Genomic DNA, 16,604 nt, shown 5'->3' with positions numbered 1-16,604 from the left:
ACTAATTGTCCTTCTTATCATAGCACGAAATATAGAATTTATTTAACCAAATAGCGCGGACCAAACTCTTGTCGGGCCTTCTGACTATATTTCCTAACAAAATCAGTTTTTGCATCCGTATACGCATCGCGATTATGCTCATATCTCGCCTTCAACGAAAGCTTCAGCTCTTCATACTGTCGTGCGGCTTCCGAATATTTACACAAATAATCTTTGAAATAAAGCTCATCCCAATCGCCTAATACTTTTATATGCAGATGATAAACCTTCTCCGCAAATCCTGCCGGAGTATACCCCTTATTCAAATCCAGTGTCTGTTTTTTCTCATCGCTCATCATTAAAAGCCAACCAGATTTCTGCAGCAGCTCCGAAACTCGGTTAAGCTCATAACCATCCGGTAATTCTAGCAAAATATCTACGATTGGTTTAGCAATCAACCCTTCAACTGAAGTACTGCCGATATGATTCATTCGCTGAATCTCGAAGTCAGCCAGCAGCTTTGTCAGCTTTTCCTTTTCTTCCTCATACCACCTAGCATAATCGTCACTGTGTTCCCTTAAGATAATTGGAAATAATCGCCACAGCTCTTCCAAACTCATTTCTTCTAGTTTTTTCAATTCAGCACCCTGCTTCCATAAACCTGTTACTACTATTATGATACACTTTTTAAAGCCGATTCTTAACATCTCGCTAGTTTTTCCTGCCGCAACTAAAAAAACAATGAAACTCCTATCATTACGATAGATTTTTAGGGTTTTTTTCGGCTAAAATGATAGTTAACGTTTTACGACAGGAAATTATTCGGATTTCTTGAAGACGGAGCACTTTCTAATAGGATTTTTATGGTAGAATAAGCGCAGTTGCCAGTCCTGCTTCTTACTAATAACTAGAGCTGCAGAATGGCATGTATACAAGAAAAATTCATAGTTGAATGGCATATACTATGAAATCAGAAAACATTTTTTGAAAATAAATGCCTTAGTATGAATAAGGAGGTTATTATGAACGAAAGAGGGAACTATTTCCGGATCGCCCGTGACCAGTGGCAGGATTTCTATACCCCGGGAAACACACCGTTGACGCAAGCAGAGCTTGATAGCATCAAGAGTTTGAACGACCAAATCTCGATGAAAGATGTGACCGATGTCTATGTACCCTTATGTCACCTGATCCATCTTTATATGAAAGATTTTGAGTCACTCACTTTAAGCAAAGGGTTATTTCTGCATCGCTATGTGAAGATGCCGCCCTTTATCATCGGAATCGCGGGAAGTGTAGCTGTCGGAAAAAGTACCACCGCTCGTTTATTGCAGACCCTATTGGACCGCTTATTCAAACACCAAACCGTGCAATTAATCACTACAGACGGTTTCTTATATCCGAACGCTGTTTTGGAGGAACGAGGAATCATGGATCGCAAAGGATTTCCTGAAAGCTATGACATGGAGAATTTAATTGATGTCTTGAATGAAGTGAAATCCGGCAAGGAAAATATTCCGATCCCAAAATATTCCCATGATGTGTACGATATCGTGGAGGGAGAATATGAAATGATCGATTCTCCAGATATTTTGATCGTGGAAGGAATCAATACACTGCAGCTGCCAGCCAACCAGCAAATCTATGTCAGCGACTTTTTTGATTTGTCGATTTATGTAGATGCTGATCCTAAAATGGTCGAAAGATGGTATTTGGAACGGTTTGAGTCCTTGCTGGATACAGCCTTTAAAGATCCAGATAACTACTATTACGACTATGCCATCGGCGATCGTAAAGAAGCATTGGCTATGGCCGAGGATGTCTGGAAAAATGTCAACTTGAAGAATTTGGAAGAGTATATCTTGCCAACAAGAGGTCGAGCTGATATTATCTTGCACAAGGCAAAGCATCATATCATTGATGAAATCTATTTGCGTAAATACTAGCTTATAAAGAAAGCTTGCTTTCTTTTATAATAAAACTTGAAAAGGGGTAATAATTGTGACAAATGTTTCTACCGAAATGACAAACGTAGAAAAAATCATTGTACTTGATTATGGTAGTCAGTATAACCAATTAATCACTCGTCGTATTCGTGAATTCGGTGTTTTCTCAGAACTTATGAGCCACCGCATCACTGCAGAAGAAGTCAAAGCCATGAATCCAAAAGGGATCATCTTATCAGGTGGCCCAAACAGTGTTTATGACGAAGGAGCCTTCTCCATCGATCCAAAAATCTTTGAATTGGGGATTCCAGTCTTAGGTATTTGCTACGGCATGCAGCTGATCACATATAACTTAGGCGGAAAAGTAGAACCCGCTAAAAACCGTGAATACGGTCAAGCAACCTTAGAAGTCCTTTCTGACGATGCTGTCCTATTCGCCGGAACGCCAAAAGAACAAACTGTTTGGATGAGCCACGGCGACCTGGTTACACAGGTTCCTGAAGGCTTTGAAAAAGTTGGCACCAGCAAAGACTGCCCAATCGCAGCGATCCAAGATACCAATCGCAACTTCTACGGAATTCAATTCCACGCAGAAGTGCGTCATTCAGAATACGGCAATGAATTATTACGTCACTTTGCCCTAGATGTGTGTCAATGCAAAGGCGACTGGAGCATGGATAACTTCATCGACATGCAAGTCGCAAAAATCCGTGAACAAGTCGGCGACAAAAAAGTTCTGCTAGGCCTATCAGGCGGTGTAGACTCCAGTGTCGTTGGTGTGCTTTTACAAAAAGCCATCGGTGATCAATTAACTTCGATCTTCGTAGACCACGGTCTATTACGTAAAGACGAAGGCGAACAAGTAATGGAAGCTCTAGGCGGAAAATTCGGCTTGAACATCATCAAAGTTGATGCCAAAGACCGTTTCTTAAATAAATTAGCCGGCGTTTCTGATCCTGAACAAAAACGTAAAATTATTGGTAACGAATTTGTTTACGTCTTTGACGACGAAGCGACAAAACTTGCTGGTAAAGAAGGTATTTCCTTCTTAGCCCAAGGTACCCTTTATACTGATGTGATCGAATCTGGTACAGAAACAGCACAAACCATCAAATCTCACCACAATGTTGGTGGATTACCAGAAGACATGCAGTTTGAGTTGATCGAACCTTTAAATACCCTATTCAAAGATGAAGTACGAGAATTAGGAACACAGCTTGGCATGCCTGACTCCATCGTTTGGCGCCAACCATTCCCAGGACCAGGTCTAGGTATCCGTGTCCTTGGCGAGCTTACTGAAGAAAAATTGGAAATCGTCCGCGAATCAGACGCAATCCTGCGTGAAGAAATCGCCAACGCTGGTCTTGACCGCGATATCTGGCAATACTTCACTGTCCTACCAGGCATCCGTTCAGTCGGTGTCATGGGCGACGGCCGTACCTACGACTACACAGTCGGTATCCGTGCGGTAACTTCAATCGATGGTATGACTGCTGACTTTGCACGTATCCCTTGGGATGTTCTGCAAAAAATCTCAGTGCGGATCGTCAATGAAGTCGCTCATGTCAATCGGATCGTGTATGATATTACGAGCAAGCCGCCTGCGACTGTAGAGTGGGAATAATTGTCGGAGGTTTGAAACCCTTATATATCAAGGGTTTCAAACCTATTTTTTATCTGTGGCACAGTTATGGCACAGTTTTTCAATCAATAAAATAACTTAGTTCATACCGTAAGTAGTTTTCATGAATTGATTACTACTGTAATGGTTCACTTTGGTTTCATCACTAGTTTTCTTTTCAATAAAGTTGCTCAACTTGTCTGCCACTTGAAAATTACTATTGGGATAAAGATGTCCATACGTTCCTAAAGTAGTCTCTATATCTGCATGGCCTAAACGATCCTTAATAATTAATGGATTTTCTCCCATACTAATCAGTAGCGAAGCATGAGAGTGCCTTAAACCGTGAATCCTAATACGATGGACCCCAGCTATTTTTGAGTAACGATCTATCGCATAGGAAATGGTAAATTTTTGTGTTGGCACACCATTATACGAAAGGATAAACTTCGTTTTACAGTTTTCTTTTTGGACTTCTCTCCATTTAGTTAATATCTCTATAGTATCCGTATCAAGAACAATCGTACGAATGCTTGCATACGTCTTTGGAGTAGTAAACTTATAATTATCTACATTCTGATAAAAAAGATTTTTTGATATACTTAACGTTCTCTTGTTTAAATCAACATCTGACCACTGTAAAGCAGTGGCTTCTCCAACGCGCATCCCTGTCATAAACAGTAACCATAGACAAATAAATTGAAAATGCTGAAAATAGTCTCCTAAATATATCTGAGAAATTACCCTCTCAAATTCTTCTTTAGTCCAAAAATCAATAGCGCTCTTCTCTTTTTTTACATTTCCTATAATTTTTGAAGGGTTCTTCTTCATCAATCCCAAAACGATCGCCCGGTCAAATGCTATAGAAAGCAAGCCTTGAATAGATCGTACGTATTGACTAGAACACTTATCTCGCATTTTTATTTGCCATTCTTGCAAAACTAGTGGAGTAATTTCATCCAGATCCATATTATAGAAATAAGCAAAATGCTTCTTAATAGAACCTTGTCTATTAAGAAATGTACTCTCTTTCACTTGGTTTCTATACCATGAGGTAAAGATATCCTCTGTAAATTTTTTAAAATTCATGCTTGTATCTATTTCAGTTGCTTTTTCTTTTACACCATCGACCACTAGACTTGCAAGTGCCTTATTTGCTTCTGATTTCGTTCTAAAACCACTCATTCGTTTTTGTACTCGTTTTCCAGTTTTAGGATCAAAGCCCAAGCTTACTCTGAATTCATAGGTTCCATTTTTACTTTTCTTTACTTTAACCATCTTTTTGCCTTTCCTTGATTAAAGCAGAGCCATCTGTTTTACGAATTTTTTCAAGATCATCAGAATCGATAGTCATTCCAAGAATCTCTTCCACAGCTTCAATGGGGACTCTCCCCAACTTTTTCGTATTATAAAAACCAAAACCTTTCTGAACCATCAGGATCTTTGCTTTTCTTATAATATCCCTAGAAAATGAAGGGCCATATCCCAAAGCAATTAGATCACTTCTGGTCATTGTCTTTATAACATTCGCCGTTAATGTTACCCCCTTCCTATTGAACCAATGCACCTTTATTATACGACTCTTACTATATGTTTGTTAAATCTTTCAGTTGCCTTTGTCAAAGCATCATAGGTTTTTATCCCTCTCCCCAGTTTACGGCGAGCCTTACGGAAGTATCATTATAGTACCTGCACATCTTGGCTTCTGAATGACAAGTCCAGCTTTTATCCCAACTCGTTTTCGCTCAAATTATTGTCTTCGCGGAGTTGAATCAATGCTCCATGCAGATATCTTTGTACTGATAGATTCTATTAAATTTTGAAAGATCAAGTTGTTTCTAATACTAAAAACAATTTAACCCATCAAAAAGTCAACGTTTAAATAAATATTTCAAAATATTTTTAATCGTTTATCTTTTTATAATTCTTCAGCCCCTTATGTAATCTTATTAGACACTCCTGATAACAATCACTATCAAAGTATCCTTCCCTACTAGAATTGCTTTTTAAGGTTCGATCAAACCGTTTGATAATAACTTCAAAGGCGTGATCGTCTCCTCGCTTCATCCGTAATACAAGTGAATACAAATCCCTCATATTCTTCACTTCCTACTCATTCTTCAATAAAACTTTAAGCTTTTCTAACAGACGCTTTTTTCTTTGGTTAATGGCTTGTTTGGTTACGCCCTCTGATAATGCTATTTTTTCATCCGTTTGTTCGAATACGTATTTCTTAACCAACAAATCTAAATCACGAGTCGGCAATCTAGATAGGTGGTTGTTTAGTTCTTCCTCAATCGAATAATGAATAGAAAATTGATTTTGATAGTATTCTTTTTCTCTCAATAGTTGATTCACTTTATCTGGTTCTTTCAATAACTCTCGAAAAAGTGACCTTCTTTTTGCTCGATAGTAGTTCGTTGCTGTATTTCTAATAATCGTAGAGATATAACTTACCAACTGTGCTTCTCTAGCTGAATGAATGGGATCTCTTCTTTTCATTCTATCTGCTTCTTTCTACAATAATAGGATTTATCTTTTTTCTAAGCTATCACTTTTTTCTTGATGGAATTAATTCATCAGATAGTCAGTATCTAAATACGATTGATTTAGGAAATAATCATTACACTCTTAACTTCTCTTTAATGCTAGCTATCAATGTCTCCCAATTAGAAGACGTCGGTGGATAATTCCACACAAGTATACGTTCATTTGTATCTGGACTGGTGCTACGATCCGTAATCAAAATATCTGCTTTCTGCTCATCCGAATCCACAATGGTGATCGGCAACGCAAGTTGCTGCCGTATTTTCCTCTTTATATACTCTCGGCCGAATACTCCATAACTACAATCTACACGAAGAGCAACATCGTAACGTAAATGACCAAGCTCAAAGACTTCTTCCAGCGAGATGAAAAGATGTAACATCAACGATCGATTCCGTAGAAGTGATGGATTAAGCATTGGCTCTTTTTGAAAATAGGTATTTAGAAACTCAAGACAAATCTTAAACTGAACTGGAAATTCCTCAGACACATCAGCCTCTCTCAAAAAGAAAAGGCTGTCTACCCGCTTACTCTCACTTAACAAAATATTCTTAAACATATTTCTCAAACCAAAATTGATCGCTTCTAACGATTGTTCATCCACCTCAGAAATAGAATGCTGCTTCAATAATTTTACAAAATCTCCTGCTATCGTTATAAAACTTTCCGTAATGTTATGAGTGTAGTGCATTGTAGAGTAAGGAACGATTTTCTCTAATTCCAAAAAGGATTTAAGTAACTGATATTCTAAATTTGCTCGCCTATCTGAAAAACCGAATCGTCTTTTGAGAAAATCAATCGTTGAAGACGAATGTCTTTCTGAAGGAAAATAGGGATTCTTTTCATGTAAAAAATGCCCCCCATTGATACGCAACACGCTAATCATTAAATACATCAAAAATCTATTTCTATCTGACTTACCGAAAGTAACCGTTTTCAATTCTTCGTTTAAAAATTGATCAAGTACTTGCTGCGCTTCTGCGACTACAAACGAGGCAAAAGGATTATCGATATCTTTGAAAAGTGTAAAATAAACAGAAAACAGTAGTTGCCTAATGTCATATTCTTCCCCAATGATTTGGAATCGTGAATTCATTGATAGACCATAATTTGCCAAGAACACTTTCAGCTTGTCGCTTTTCTTATAAAAGTTTCCACTACTTACATATGCTTTCTCACAATAGTTATTGATCGAAAAGCGTTTAGAAGTCACGATCATATGAAGTAACATAAAAATAGGAGATTGTTTTCCATACTTTAAAACAAGCCGTGCCAATACATCTTGTTCCGCTCCGATTATTTGATACCCATGAGGGATCTTCTTCAGTCTACAAGATGCATCCTTTGGCATTACCTGAAGAATATCATCCATTAGATCATTTAAATAGATTCTCACGGTTTGCTGACTTATCGGAACAGAATCCACGATCTCCTTTGTCTTTCTCATTTTATTTGGCCCAGATGCAATGAAGTGCAGCATCTGCAGTTGAGTAAAACTTTTTTCTGAAAATAATTCGTCCATAAATTCGCCCTCACTATTCTTTAAAAGGTTATCAAGAAGTGACAAGACAATATAAACAAAACACATGCCCACAACATACAACAAGCGAAGGGCTATAACATGTTTCCCTTCTCTTCCTCTTCCTTAAAATAAGACATTTAGAGAGTGATACACATTAGTATTCACAAAAAAATGAATACAACTTTCAAATAATGAACTGTGTTTGCGTTCTCTACGAAACACAAAAAGCTATTTCTCTAGTCAAATAAATACACCTTATAGAAAATTACCTTATTACCTTCAATAGCCTATTTCTAATCTGGCTAATTTCTTATTCAAATATGTGTTGATAAGAAATCCCAACTTTCGTGAATTATTCTCCCTTCATCTGTTCGGATTCGAAATAATCAAAAGCGGATAGATATGTCTGCATGATGCCCTTCATATCTTCAAAAGTCTCATTATTCCTACGGTTATTTCCTACTGTATTCAAAGCAGCTTGTGAATTGGTTAATCCTTATCAAATAATAAAATAATGAAGAGATCATTCTTTGCTATTGACTCTTGTCGATCTGTAGAATCATTCTTCGGATCAAGCAATTCATACGTTTGTTTAGCAGTTGATTTTACATCCTAGTATATTTTTGCTCCTATACCAAAAATTGCGAATACGACAATCCCCCTCCCAACAAAACAAAAACTATTCTCTTCAAATGATTCTTTCGCTTCCCACTATAAGAATAATGCTTCATTTTTATCCTTTCTCTTAGCCCCTTTACTCATATTCATGGTCTATTTATTTGCATTACGCTTTTGAAAGTCTCACTAATCGTTTCAAGCTACTTAAAAATGAAGAACGATCATAGAGTACATACACCAAAAAACAACTGCTAAAACAAATAAAACTTGTCAGTTCTCGCAGCCAACTATTTCCAAAAATGAAAATAATGGTTAATGCCAGTTCGATCACTAATGGTTTTATTATCTCCAACTTTATCGCTCTAGCTAAAAGAATCTCTCCAATCACACAACGAATCGCTGAACTAAGAACAATTATCCCGACTGCTCCTAATAGACTCTCCCAATAAAAAATCGCGATGAATGATCCAACAACTGAAAATAATAATGCTACCACATTGGCGGAGAGAATCAGTTTCTCTTTTCTGATCGTTTTTAAATACGTTGTTACGAGAAGAGACATTCTGCCTTCAAAAAGGATCATCGGAAATAAAATGCCCATAAACAGAAAACTTTGTTTGTATGCTGGCAACCAACTTTCTAGAATCAACTTCAATGGATAATAAACAAGTAGAAGACTATAAGAAATTGGCACAAACACTGCCCGAAGGGTCTGATAAAGCGCGCTTAATTTTTGAGGATTTGTTCGTCTCAACAACGGAAACAACACCACTCCTACTGCGTTGATAAAGGTCATAAATAGGTTTGAAATTCCTAAAGTCAGAGACAGCTTTCCAAAGGTCTCAACAGTCCAATGTAGTTCAATCAGAATTCTAGAAACCCCAATAATCAACATGCCCACGATATTACTAATCATGAGATTGCTACCAACTTTGACATTGTGGAAAATTTCTTGTCGAAGGGATGAAACGCTTAAAGGTTTAGAGAAAAAGAGATCTTTCAGTTTGAGGAATCCCCAAATCGTCACAAGAAGACGCGCCAGAACATCAAGTTGAATCAGTAAGAGATAATTTCTCCCGCCATAAAAGAGATAGACACTTAAAAAAACTAAGTAAACATACCGGTCATTTCTTGATACCTGGGCATATTCTTTGATTCGATTCGTGGATTGCAGGATGTAAAGAATGAACGTCGTACAGTTTCTAATGATTGAAACAAGTGCTGTAAATAATAGAATAGGAACCTTAGGTTCTGAAATTGGCAATAAACAAACAAACACACTGAACACCAGTGATAAACCACATTCAAATATGAAGAAGTACCAAAACTGGCTCCCTAATGTTGATTTATCCAATTCCTCGTACTCTTTCCCACCAATCTTCAAGTAGATGCCGTCTAACCAACCGAGATGAAAAAAGCCCACATAGGAAGAATAGAAAACATAGAGTTGCCAATAACTATAATCCTCTACCCCAATAAATTTTGGGACAAACAAGTTTAATAAAACTGAGATTGTTAAAACAAGAATGTTCGCTGTGACAGTATAATGAATATTCTTTAGTAGATTCTTCGCTTTCGTATTCAAAGGCATCCTCACTTTTCCATCATTTTAGAATAGACGATTCCTTCTCAAGAGGGTCAAAATAGTCTATTTGAGGTCTCCATCTTTTCAAAGAAAAACCAAATAAGAAAAAATAGACCAGCTTGATAAGAAGTAACGTCATCACTGTTCCTAGTGAAATCAAACCGATTGCGTAATTTTCGATAGAGGCAAGGACAATCCAGTAAAAAAGATAGCTATAACAGATCATCGAGTAATTGGTTCTTGGACCAAGTTTTTTTTTCTTGAAAGAGGAGTACCATAAGGAGAAAAGAAGGATCACGAAAAATACCATCAGACACATTCCAAGTAAACCGAAGTCATGATACGGACGTCGAAAAAAAGTGTAAATATTTCCTTGTGTGACTCCCAACTGACGCATTTCAAGATGCACACTTCGTGTGTAATGAGTCACACCTAAACGATGAAGAAATGAGTAGACTGCTGGAAAGGTTTCTGCGCCAAAATGTTTTTCCACAACTAAAGGACGTTCAGTTAAGTACTGATTAAAGTGCTGAATCGAACCACCGGCATAAGTTGAAATATATTGAAAAAAGGTACGTGTGGTTTCCCGACCGATGACATTCGCCGCAACATAAAAAAGACCCAGTGTAATTGGTAGAATCACCACAATCTTTTTCATATATCGAAAGGAAAGTTTCTTTGTGGACCAGCCAGAACGATAGTGCAACAGAATATAACTAATCACGACAGAAAAGGCTACCCATCGTAATAACTCTTGTCTTCCAGAGCCCATCAAGACTCGAATCGCAAACAAAACAATGGGGAAAAGATAAAAATAAAACGATCTCAGCTTGATTTTTTTGGACAATGTATTTTGAATAAACACAAAGGTAAACACATAACCTATGGCATCAGAAGTTTTTACAAACAAACTCACTAACCCACTGATGGATGCCTCGGCTGTATAAGAAGTCGCATTCCTAAAATGCCACAAAAGATTTGCGCCTTCAACATACCCGCTAATAACTGCTAGACGTTTGATCTCCTTATAATACAAAAAAAGAGCCGCTAGTTGAACGAGCAAAATGACAAAAACCTTCCATTTTTCAATCACTAATACCTGTAACTCCTGTGAATGCCCAATAGATCGCGAATAGAAAAGGTAGACCAAATAATCCGCCACGATTGCAAGTAAGAAACCAGTTACCATAATCGCAAGCGTCTTTGGTAGGTAATCAATTCGCCAATTGAAGACATTTAATAAGGCAAAAAAAGTGCTCAGGGCAAAGACAGACAGAAAAACGACCGAAGGTCTAAACAGATCATACCCCATAAGATAAAATGCCAAGAAAATCAAAAGAATCTCAATAATAAATAGAACAAAAATCAACACATTCTTCCTCCAATTTTCCAATGATCATTCAGAAAAGATTTCCTCTGCCCCATCTTTTTCCATCAATGTATGGAATGCTGACAACGATTCTCGGATCGTTGTATTCATAAACACTGTTCTCTGAATATCCGATTGAAAAGTTTGATTTGTAGCAACGTTGTGATGATGCAAAACCTGTAGTCGAGGTGTATACATCGTTTTAAACTTCTTTTTTTGACACTCATAGTCAAGAATTTCTGTCTCATAATACATAAATGTCTCATTGAAAAAAGCGTAATCCCGTTGTTGAATAAAGGGTTCTGAAAAAATCAAACAAGACCCATGCAACGGGACATCGTAATAAGTATTTCGATGATCAATAAGATTTCTCTTGATTCGCCGATGGTACACAAAACGTTTTAATGCTTTTACTCGCTTGATTCGGCACTTAATTCTCGTTAGCCTTTTTTGTGAACATTTCTTTTCATACTGCTTCAAAAGCCGATGGACTTCCTCCTGTGTGTAATGCGTCAATCGCTTCGGACTTTGATGGATATTCAAAGATGTCGCATAGACATCCGGACCCAAAACCGCATACTTCTCCGCTTTATAGAGTTCTTTGGCTGTAATAATAAAATCCTGCTGAGCAATTTGGATATCATTATTCATGATCACAATACTTTCTGGTTGATAAATTTTTTTTGCATATAGGTAACCAGCATTATTTCCCTTCGCAAATCCAACGTTTTCCGGCAAGACGATCACATCAATGTTGGGAACTTTAGAATAGATCTGTTCTAACTCTTTTCCAGAACCATTTGGTGACGCATTATCTACGATAATGATTCGCTTTTCTCCTATCAATTGCAGAATACTATTCACGCATAAAATCGTTTCTTCTTTAACCAGATAATGCAACACGACAAAACAAAACATGGGATCCCTCCAAAAAATTATTCATGTAGATTCGTTCTTCTTCCGTTGACTAGACAGTCAATAGAAATCTAAGTATACAATACTATGTGTATTCAAAAGAAGATTCTACAGCTAAAAATATTTCGACCCTTCTCATTCATTGACACATGCCATTTACTCTCTTGACAGTCTACTTAATATGCTTTTTCTCTTCTTGTTGCGTGACACTCGGAGTATATGTTAGATAGTTATCCCCATATAATTGCTTCAAATAGTCGTTGTAATTCACTGGAACAAGAAATCGATGATTTTCAAAAGCGAGTTCTTCCCCATTCCCCCACCACTCTCGAGGAAGAATCTCTTTTTTGTACAATGAACCAGTAATTGTGCCTATATCCTTTGACTGTTCAAGTGGATATTTTGTGTATAAACGATCCAATCGTTCATAGATAGACACCTGTGAATACAAGCGATGGATCCGAATTTGTTTTAAAAAGGACAAGACCTTCTTCTTTGTTGAATCATGCATGTCAATCCCGATTTTCAAATGTAATTTTTTGCCGGTGAAAATATGCTAGTTTTTACCGATTTTCTTCCCTTTCTCATCTGTAGGTGCCTGAAGAACATCCTTATCAAGCAAGTAGTCTTTCATGCGATAAGATCTCCCAGTAATTTTGATTAGTTGAGAGTGATGGACCAATCGGTCCAATATGGCATTTGCTAATGTTGGGTCTGAGAATACTGCTCCCCATTTTGATAATGGGATATTCGTTGTAATAATCGTCGATTTCGTTTCATATCTCCTGGTGATTAACTGGAAAAAAAGATTTGCACCAACCTCTGAAATCGGTAAATAACCAATTTCGTCGATAATGAGTAGTTTATATCGGCAGTAATTTTTTATTAATGCTTCATGCCGGTTTTCTTGATAGGCTTTTGTCAATCGCTGAATCAACTCATTACACGTAATAAAATAGGTGCTGATTCGTTGGCGACAAGCTTCCATACCTATCGCCGTTGCTAAATGTGTTTTGCCAACACCGCTGCTGCCGATAAATAAAATGTTCTCTTGCCGTTCCATAAAATGCAGGCTGGATAAGTCCAGCAGTTGCCGTTTGTTTACACTCGGCTGATAGTCAAAGTCAAAATCGGACATCCGTTTTTCATAGGGGAAGTGGGACGTTTTGATATTCATTTTTTCCGCCCGTTGTTTCCTAAACGCTAATTCCCGTTCCGTTAATGAATAAAGAATATCGATTGTGGACAGTTCTTTTGTTTTTTCAGATTCTAAAAAATGAGGGAGATATTCTTTGATCTGATCTAGCTTTAACGTTGTTAGATTATCTAGTAACTCTTGGTATTGTGACATGGTGCCTCCTAATAGAACTCGTCGTAGAGTTTCAAATTTTCTTGAACATAGTGTGCAATTTCTTCATCCGATTTTGACCGATAAATGTCGGACTTTAAAATTTCCTGCATATCATCTGAATGATAATTAAATTTTTTTTGACTTAAAAGGTGTCTTTGAATACATTCGCCGTTATAATGAATAGTAAGTTCGCCGGCAACAGCTTGGAGAGAAACTGTCTTGCCGATATAGCGAACGGGTACAGAGTACTTATTCTTTTGATAAATCACGAGCGATTCTTTGGATACCTTACGAGAGAGGATATCTTGTGTGTAGGTCGTTAGTAATTTCGAATCAAAGGGCAATAAGTGCTCTTTTTCGTGTGCAGTAAATTTCAGTATTGGTGGACCCTCAATTGCTTGAGAAGTTTCTTTGTTAAGCTCTTCATTGAATTCAAAAACAAGATCAATCAAATCCTCCAATGTATCAAATTCGCCATTGTATACTTTTAGTTGCTCGACCGTTCGAGCTAAGGCTTCCACTTTCCCTTTTGTTTGCGGACGATAAGGTCGACAGGCAATTGGTTTAAATCCTGCGTCTTTACTGTATTCATAGAACCTTTGGTTCCAAGTGACCTTTCTAAACTGCGTTCTACTTTGATCAACAACAGTACGCATATTATCAAACCAAATTTCATGAGGAATTCCTTCTGAAGAAAGAAAGGCATTGTTCAAACAACGAAGTAATGTATCTTGTTTTCTGTCTAGCGTTAACTCGATATACTTCCAACGTGAAAAGCCTAGAACATATAAAAATAAATTGATTTGAAACCGTTGACCCGAACGATTGTAAAGGACAAGATCTTCTTTCCAGTCAACTTGTGCAGACAAACCTGGTTGGGTTTCAATTCGGATCGTCGCTTTCTGAATGTGTGTTTTTCGCAATTGGCTGCAGTAATCTCTTAGAATAGAATCCTTCCCTTCGTAACCTTTCTTCTTGATAAAACGATAAATCGCTGAAGCAGAACAGCCTAGTTCAACTTTCTCTTGAATAATTGACCGAAAAGGATCTAATTTGCTTGGCCGTTTTTTCGGTGCAGCTTTCTTTTTAGATAGATTGTTTTCGTAATAACGTTTGACAGTGCGTGGATCACATTCGAACTGTCTAGCTAAATGGGTAAAATTAGGTTTAATATCACTCATAATATAAATTTGAACTCCTTCACGTACATCTGATCGCATAAAATCCTCCTGATTGTTTTTAAACCAGTGTACTAAAAAATGTAAGAAAAACACCATTTTTCTCGTCGGCATTTTCTTACATTCTACTGTCGGGATTCACAATGCATGCTAACCGTATCTTCGATACCCATTGTCCATACCCCTGCAAGCGCGCGATACACATAGATCCGTGTATAATAGAAAGTTTTTAACATAAATGAATTCGGACTACCATCAATGGGAAGAATATCGATCATACTTAATCCCAAATGATTGTTTTTCGGTAAGCCTTCTTTCTTTCGGATGCCCTCTTTTAACAATACCCTTGGGAAATAGCAATGAATCTCTGGATTGTATTTATAGCTAACCACCTCAAATTTTTCTGACCATTCATTCGCAGCTGTCAATTCAATGAATCGATCATAATCTTTCCTAAAAATGGCAATATCTGCGTCGTCATCCCACGGGACAAAACCACTGTATTTTACTGCCCCCATAACACTGCCGCCACGTAAAAAAAAATCCATACCATGCATTTGGCAAAATGCTCGCAATTCTATTAATGCTTCCAATTCCAACATTTGGAGTCTTCGTAGCTGACTCTCCTCTTCCATTCACTCGCTCCTCTTGACTTACTATTAGACAATGTATACTGCTTTATCGTTCATTGTTTCCTTTGGAAACCCCTCGTCTGCTAGTACCTTCTTGTTAATAATTTTTGATTCTACTATCCTTTACATGTTCAAAATCAGTTTCATAGATCAAAATTTCATTAATAGATCTTCATAAGAAGCAACGATTGTTTCCCATGAGAACTCTGTGGCAATATGTTCAGGTTTCTTCAATCCTTTAAGGGTCATCAGCTCTTCTAATGGTGAGTCTAATCCTGTAATCATTTGATGTAAGGTGCCATTCTTTTTCCAATACACAGCGGAATTTCTCCCAACTTCTCGATTGAAGCCAACATCTAACAACAGATTCAATTTTGTTAACGCCATCGCTTCTAAGAGGGACGGATTAGTTCCTCCTACTTCATGACCATGGATATAAGCAAAAGCATGCTCTCGAATGTATTTTAGTAGCTCTTGATTATAGACTGTGCCCACAAATTTGATTCGCGGATCGGAATCAAACGCTGTCTCCTTTCGTAGCTTGGTGTAATAACCATGCTGCTCATTATTCGTAATCAAGACCAGATCCTTTGTTGTTTCAGACTTCATGAATTCACGAATCGCGGTTTCGTAATTATTTTCTGGGACAAATCGACCAACAACTAAATAATATTCCCGTAGGGATACGTCATTTTCTTGATACCATTCACGAACTTCTGAGTCACTTTCGTCCAATTCAGATTTCTCTAAATCGGTTCCATAAGCTAGATAAGTCGTCTCTGGTTCGTAAGAACGATACGTCTCTTGAATATAGTTCTCGATTGTTTGACTGTCACAGATCAGTAAATCGGCATGTTTCACCATTAATCGTTCAGAATGCTTCCAGTACCTTCGAACAGGATACGCCCACTTTGCTCGTAACCATTCATGTCCATCTGGATTGACAAACAAGCGACCACCCAGAGCTTCAATGCGCTTTTTCATGCGACCTATAAAAGGACCGATTCGACAAGCTAAAACATAGAATATGGGGTGCTTGTCTCGGTTAACTTTTGCTAACTGTATAGCAAAATTCAGCGCTAAGACATCGTAATAGATTGCCCTGGCAGGACCAATTTTGGGCACATCAATGTTAAAGCACTTCGCGTGATTATACTCAAAGTGCTTTTGACTAATATCTGATTTTTCTGAATTTTCAGTCATGCACGCGACATGATATTGTATCCTTTTGTCTACTTGATGACTTGTCAGCTGCTCCACAAATGTCTCAAATCCTCCATAATGGGCAGGAATTCCCTTTGATCCTATGATATAAACGTGTTGCTTTTCTTCCATTTTGTG

General features: G+C 37.5%; 16 protein-coding genes. 2 read left to right on the top strand and 14 right to left on the bottom strand.

Features of this window, described 5'->3' with window-relative positions:
• Positions 1 to 38: 38 nt before the first annotated feature.
• Entirely contained in the window at positions 39 to 599 is a 561-nt protein-coding gene (locus IGI67_RS13300; protein WP_429958645.1) for a GrpB family protein, read from the bottom strand.
• A gap of 402 nt (positions 600 to 1,001) precedes the next feature.
• On the opposite strand from IGI67_RS13300, the gene coaA reads away from it, so the two are divergent.
• Positions 1,002 to 1,925, top strand: a complete 924-nt coding sequence (gene coaA, locus IGI67_RS13295) for a type I pantothenate kinase (RefSeq protein ID WP_207107183.1) — start codon at positions 1,002 to 1,004, stop codon at positions 1,923 to 1,925.
• 55 nt (positions 1,926 to 1,980) lie between these two features.
• On the top strand, positions 1,981 to 3,549 hold the full coding sequence (guaA, locus tag IGI67_RS13290) for a glutamine-hydrolyzing GMP synthase (RefSeq protein WP_207107182.1): 1,569 nt from the start codon (positions 1,981 to 1,983) through the stop codon (positions 3,547 to 3,549).
• 96 nt (positions 3,550 to 3,645) lie between these two features.
• Here guaA and IGI67_RS13285 read toward each other — a convergent pair whose 3' ends face one another.
• The 13 genes from IGI67_RS13285 to cps2T form a co-directional block, all read right to left on the bottom strand.
• Positions 3,646 to 4,824 carry a tyrosine-type recombinase/integrase gene (locus tag IGI67_RS13285; RefSeq protein ID WP_429958027.1) on the bottom strand — a complete coding sequence of 393 codons (1,179 nt, stop codon included), beginning with the start codon at positions 4,822 to 4,824 and terminating at the stop codon, positions 3,646 to 3,648.
• Positions 4,817 to 5,059, bottom strand: coding sequence for a DUF3173 domain-containing protein (locus IGI67_RS13280; RefSeq protein ID WP_429958026.1), 243 nt, complete (start codon positions 5,057 to 5,059; stop codon positions 4,817 to 4,819). The genes IGI67_RS13285 and IGI67_RS13280 overlap by 8 nt, the downstream gene beginning before the upstream one ends.
• 389 nt (positions 5,060 to 5,448) lie before the next feature.
• The gene (locus IGI67_RS13275) at positions 5,449 to 5,643 is read right to left on the bottom strand and encodes a helix-turn-helix domain-containing protein (protein ID WP_429958025.1); all 195 of its coding nucleotides are present in this window, start codon (positions 5,641 to 5,643) and stop codon (positions 5,449 to 5,451) included.
• Positions 5,644 to 5,655: 12 nt separating this feature from the next.
• Positions 5,656 to 6,048, bottom strand: coding sequence for a sigma-70 family RNA polymerase sigma factor (locus IGI67_RS13270; protein WP_429958024.1), 393 nt, complete (start codon positions 6,046 to 6,048; stop codon positions 5,656 to 5,658).
• Between the two features lie 121 nt (positions 6,049 to 6,169).
• Positions 6,170 to 7,615 (bottom strand): helix-turn-helix domain-containing protein, encoded by a 1,446-nt coding sequence (locus tag IGI67_RS13265; RefSeq protein ID WP_429958023.1) that lies wholly within the window; start codon positions 7,613 to 7,615, stop codon positions 6,170 to 6,172.
• A gap of 784 nt (positions 7,616 to 8,399) precedes the next feature.
• Positions 8,400 to 9,818, bottom strand: a complete 1,419-nt coding sequence (locus IGI67_RS13260; protein WP_429958022.1) for a lipopolysaccharide biosynthesis protein — start codon at positions 9,816 to 9,818, stop codon at positions 8,400 to 8,402.
• 19 nt (positions 9,819 to 9,837) lie between these two features.
• Entirely contained in the window at positions 9,838 to 11,190 is a 1,353-nt protein-coding gene (locus tag IGI67_RS13255) for an O-antigen polymerase (RefSeq protein WP_429958021.1), read from the bottom strand.
• Between the two features lie 24 nt (positions 11,191 to 11,214).
• On the bottom strand, positions 11,215 to 12,105 hold the full coding sequence (locus IGI67_RS13250; RefSeq protein WP_429958020.1) for a glycosyltransferase: 891 nt from the start codon (positions 12,103 to 12,105) through the stop codon (positions 11,215 to 11,217).
• Positions 12,106 to 12,274: 169 nt separating this feature from the next.
• Positions 12,275 to 12,613 carry a LicD family protein gene (locus IGI67_RS13245; protein ID WP_429958019.1) on the bottom strand — a complete coding sequence of 113 codons (339 nt, stop codon included), beginning with the start codon at positions 12,611 to 12,613 and terminating at the stop codon, positions 12,275 to 12,277.
• 45 nt (positions 12,614 to 12,658) lie between these two features.
• Entirely contained in the window at positions 12,659 to 13,453 is a 795-nt protein-coding gene (gene istB / locus IGI67_RS13240) for an IS21-like element helper ATPase IstB (protein ID WP_429956808.1), read from the bottom strand.
• Positions 13,454 to 13,461: 8 nt separating this feature from the next.
• A complete protein-coding gene (istA, locus tag IGI67_RS13235; protein WP_429956901.1) occupies positions 13,462 to 14,673 on the bottom strand; it encodes an IS21 family transposase in 1,212 nt (403 codons plus the stop codon).
• Between the two features lie 83 nt (positions 14,674 to 14,756).
• A complete protein-coding gene (locus IGI67_RS13230; RefSeq protein ID WP_429958018.1) occupies positions 14,757 to 15,266 on the bottom strand; it encodes a LicD family protein in 510 nt (169 codons plus the stop codon).
• Positions 15,267 to 15,413: 147 nt separating this feature from the next.
• Positions 15,414 to 16,598 carry a beta 1-4 rhamnosyltransferase Cps2T gene (gene cps2T / locus IGI67_RS13225; protein WP_429958017.1) on the bottom strand — a complete coding sequence of 395 codons (1,185 nt, stop codon included), beginning with the start codon at positions 16,596 to 16,598 and terminating at the stop codon, positions 15,414 to 15,416.
• Positions 16,599 to 16,604: the final 6 nt, after the last annotated feature.

The sequence above is a fragment of the Enterococcus sp. AZ196 genome (genome assembly GCF_050498845.1).
GTDB classification, from domain to species: Bacteria; Bacillota; Bacilli; order Lactobacillales; family Enterococcaceae; genus Enterococcus_A; species Enterococcus_A murrayae.
The sequence above is the reverse complement of the archived record's forward strand: the minus strand, read 5'-3'. Positions and strand labels throughout refer to the sequence as shown.

What these genes read in the sequence shown, in the direction of transcription:
- IGI67_RS13285 (WP_429958027.1), bottom strand. Translation starts at nt 4,824, where the DNA reads ATGGTTAAAGTAAAGAAAAGTAAAAATGGAACCTATGAATTCAGAGTA.
- IGI67_RS13245 (WP_429958019.1), bottom strand. Translation starts at nt 12,613, where the DNA reads ATGCATGATTCAACAAAGAAGAAGGTCTTGTCCTTTTTAAAACAAATT.
- IGI67_RS13230 (WP_429958018.1), bottom strand. Translation starts at nt 15,266, where the DNA reads ATGGAAGAGGAGAGTCAGCTACGAAGACTCCAAATGTTGGAATTGGAA.
- coaA (WP_207107183.1), top strand. Translation starts at nt 1,002, where the DNA reads ATGAACGAAAGAGGGAACTATTTCCGGATCGCCCGTGACCAGTGGCAG.
- IGI67_RS13300 (WP_429958645.1), bottom strand. Translation starts at nt 599, where the DNA reads ATGAGTTTGGAAGAGCTGTGGCGATTATTTCCAATTATCTTAAGGGAA.
- istA (WP_429956901.1), bottom strand. Translation starts at nt 14,673, where the DNA reads ATGCGATCAGATGTACGTGAAGGAGTTCAAATTTATATTATGAGTGAT.
- IGI67_RS13275 (WP_429958025.1), bottom strand. Translation starts at nt 5,643, where the DNA reads ATGAGGGATTTGTATTCACTTGTATTACGGATGAAGCGAGGAGACGAT.
- istB (WP_429956808.1), bottom strand. Translation starts at nt 13,453, where the DNA reads ATGTCACAATACCAAGAGTTACTAGATAATCTAACAACGTTAAAGCTA.
- IGI67_RS13270 (WP_429958024.1), bottom strand. Translation starts at nt 6,048, where the DNA reads ATGAAAAGAAGAGATCCCATTCATTCAGCTAGAGAAGCACAGTTGGTA.
- cps2T (WP_429958017.1), bottom strand. Translation starts at nt 16,598, where the DNA reads ATGGAAGAAAAGCAACACGTTTATATCATAGGATCAAAGGGAATTCCT.
- IGI67_RS13250 (WP_429958020.1), bottom strand. Translation starts at nt 12,105, where the DNA reads ATGTTTTGTTTTGTCGTGTTGCATTATCTGGTTAAAGAAGAAACGATT.
- IGI67_RS13280 (WP_429958026.1), bottom strand. Translation starts at nt 5,059, where the DNA reads ATGACCAGAAGTGATCTAATTGCTTTGGGATATGGCCCTTCATTTTCT.
- IGI67_RS13265 (WP_429958023.1), bottom strand. Translation starts at nt 7,615, where the DNA reads ATGGACGAATTATTTTCAGAAAAAAGTTTTACTCAACTGCAGATGCTG.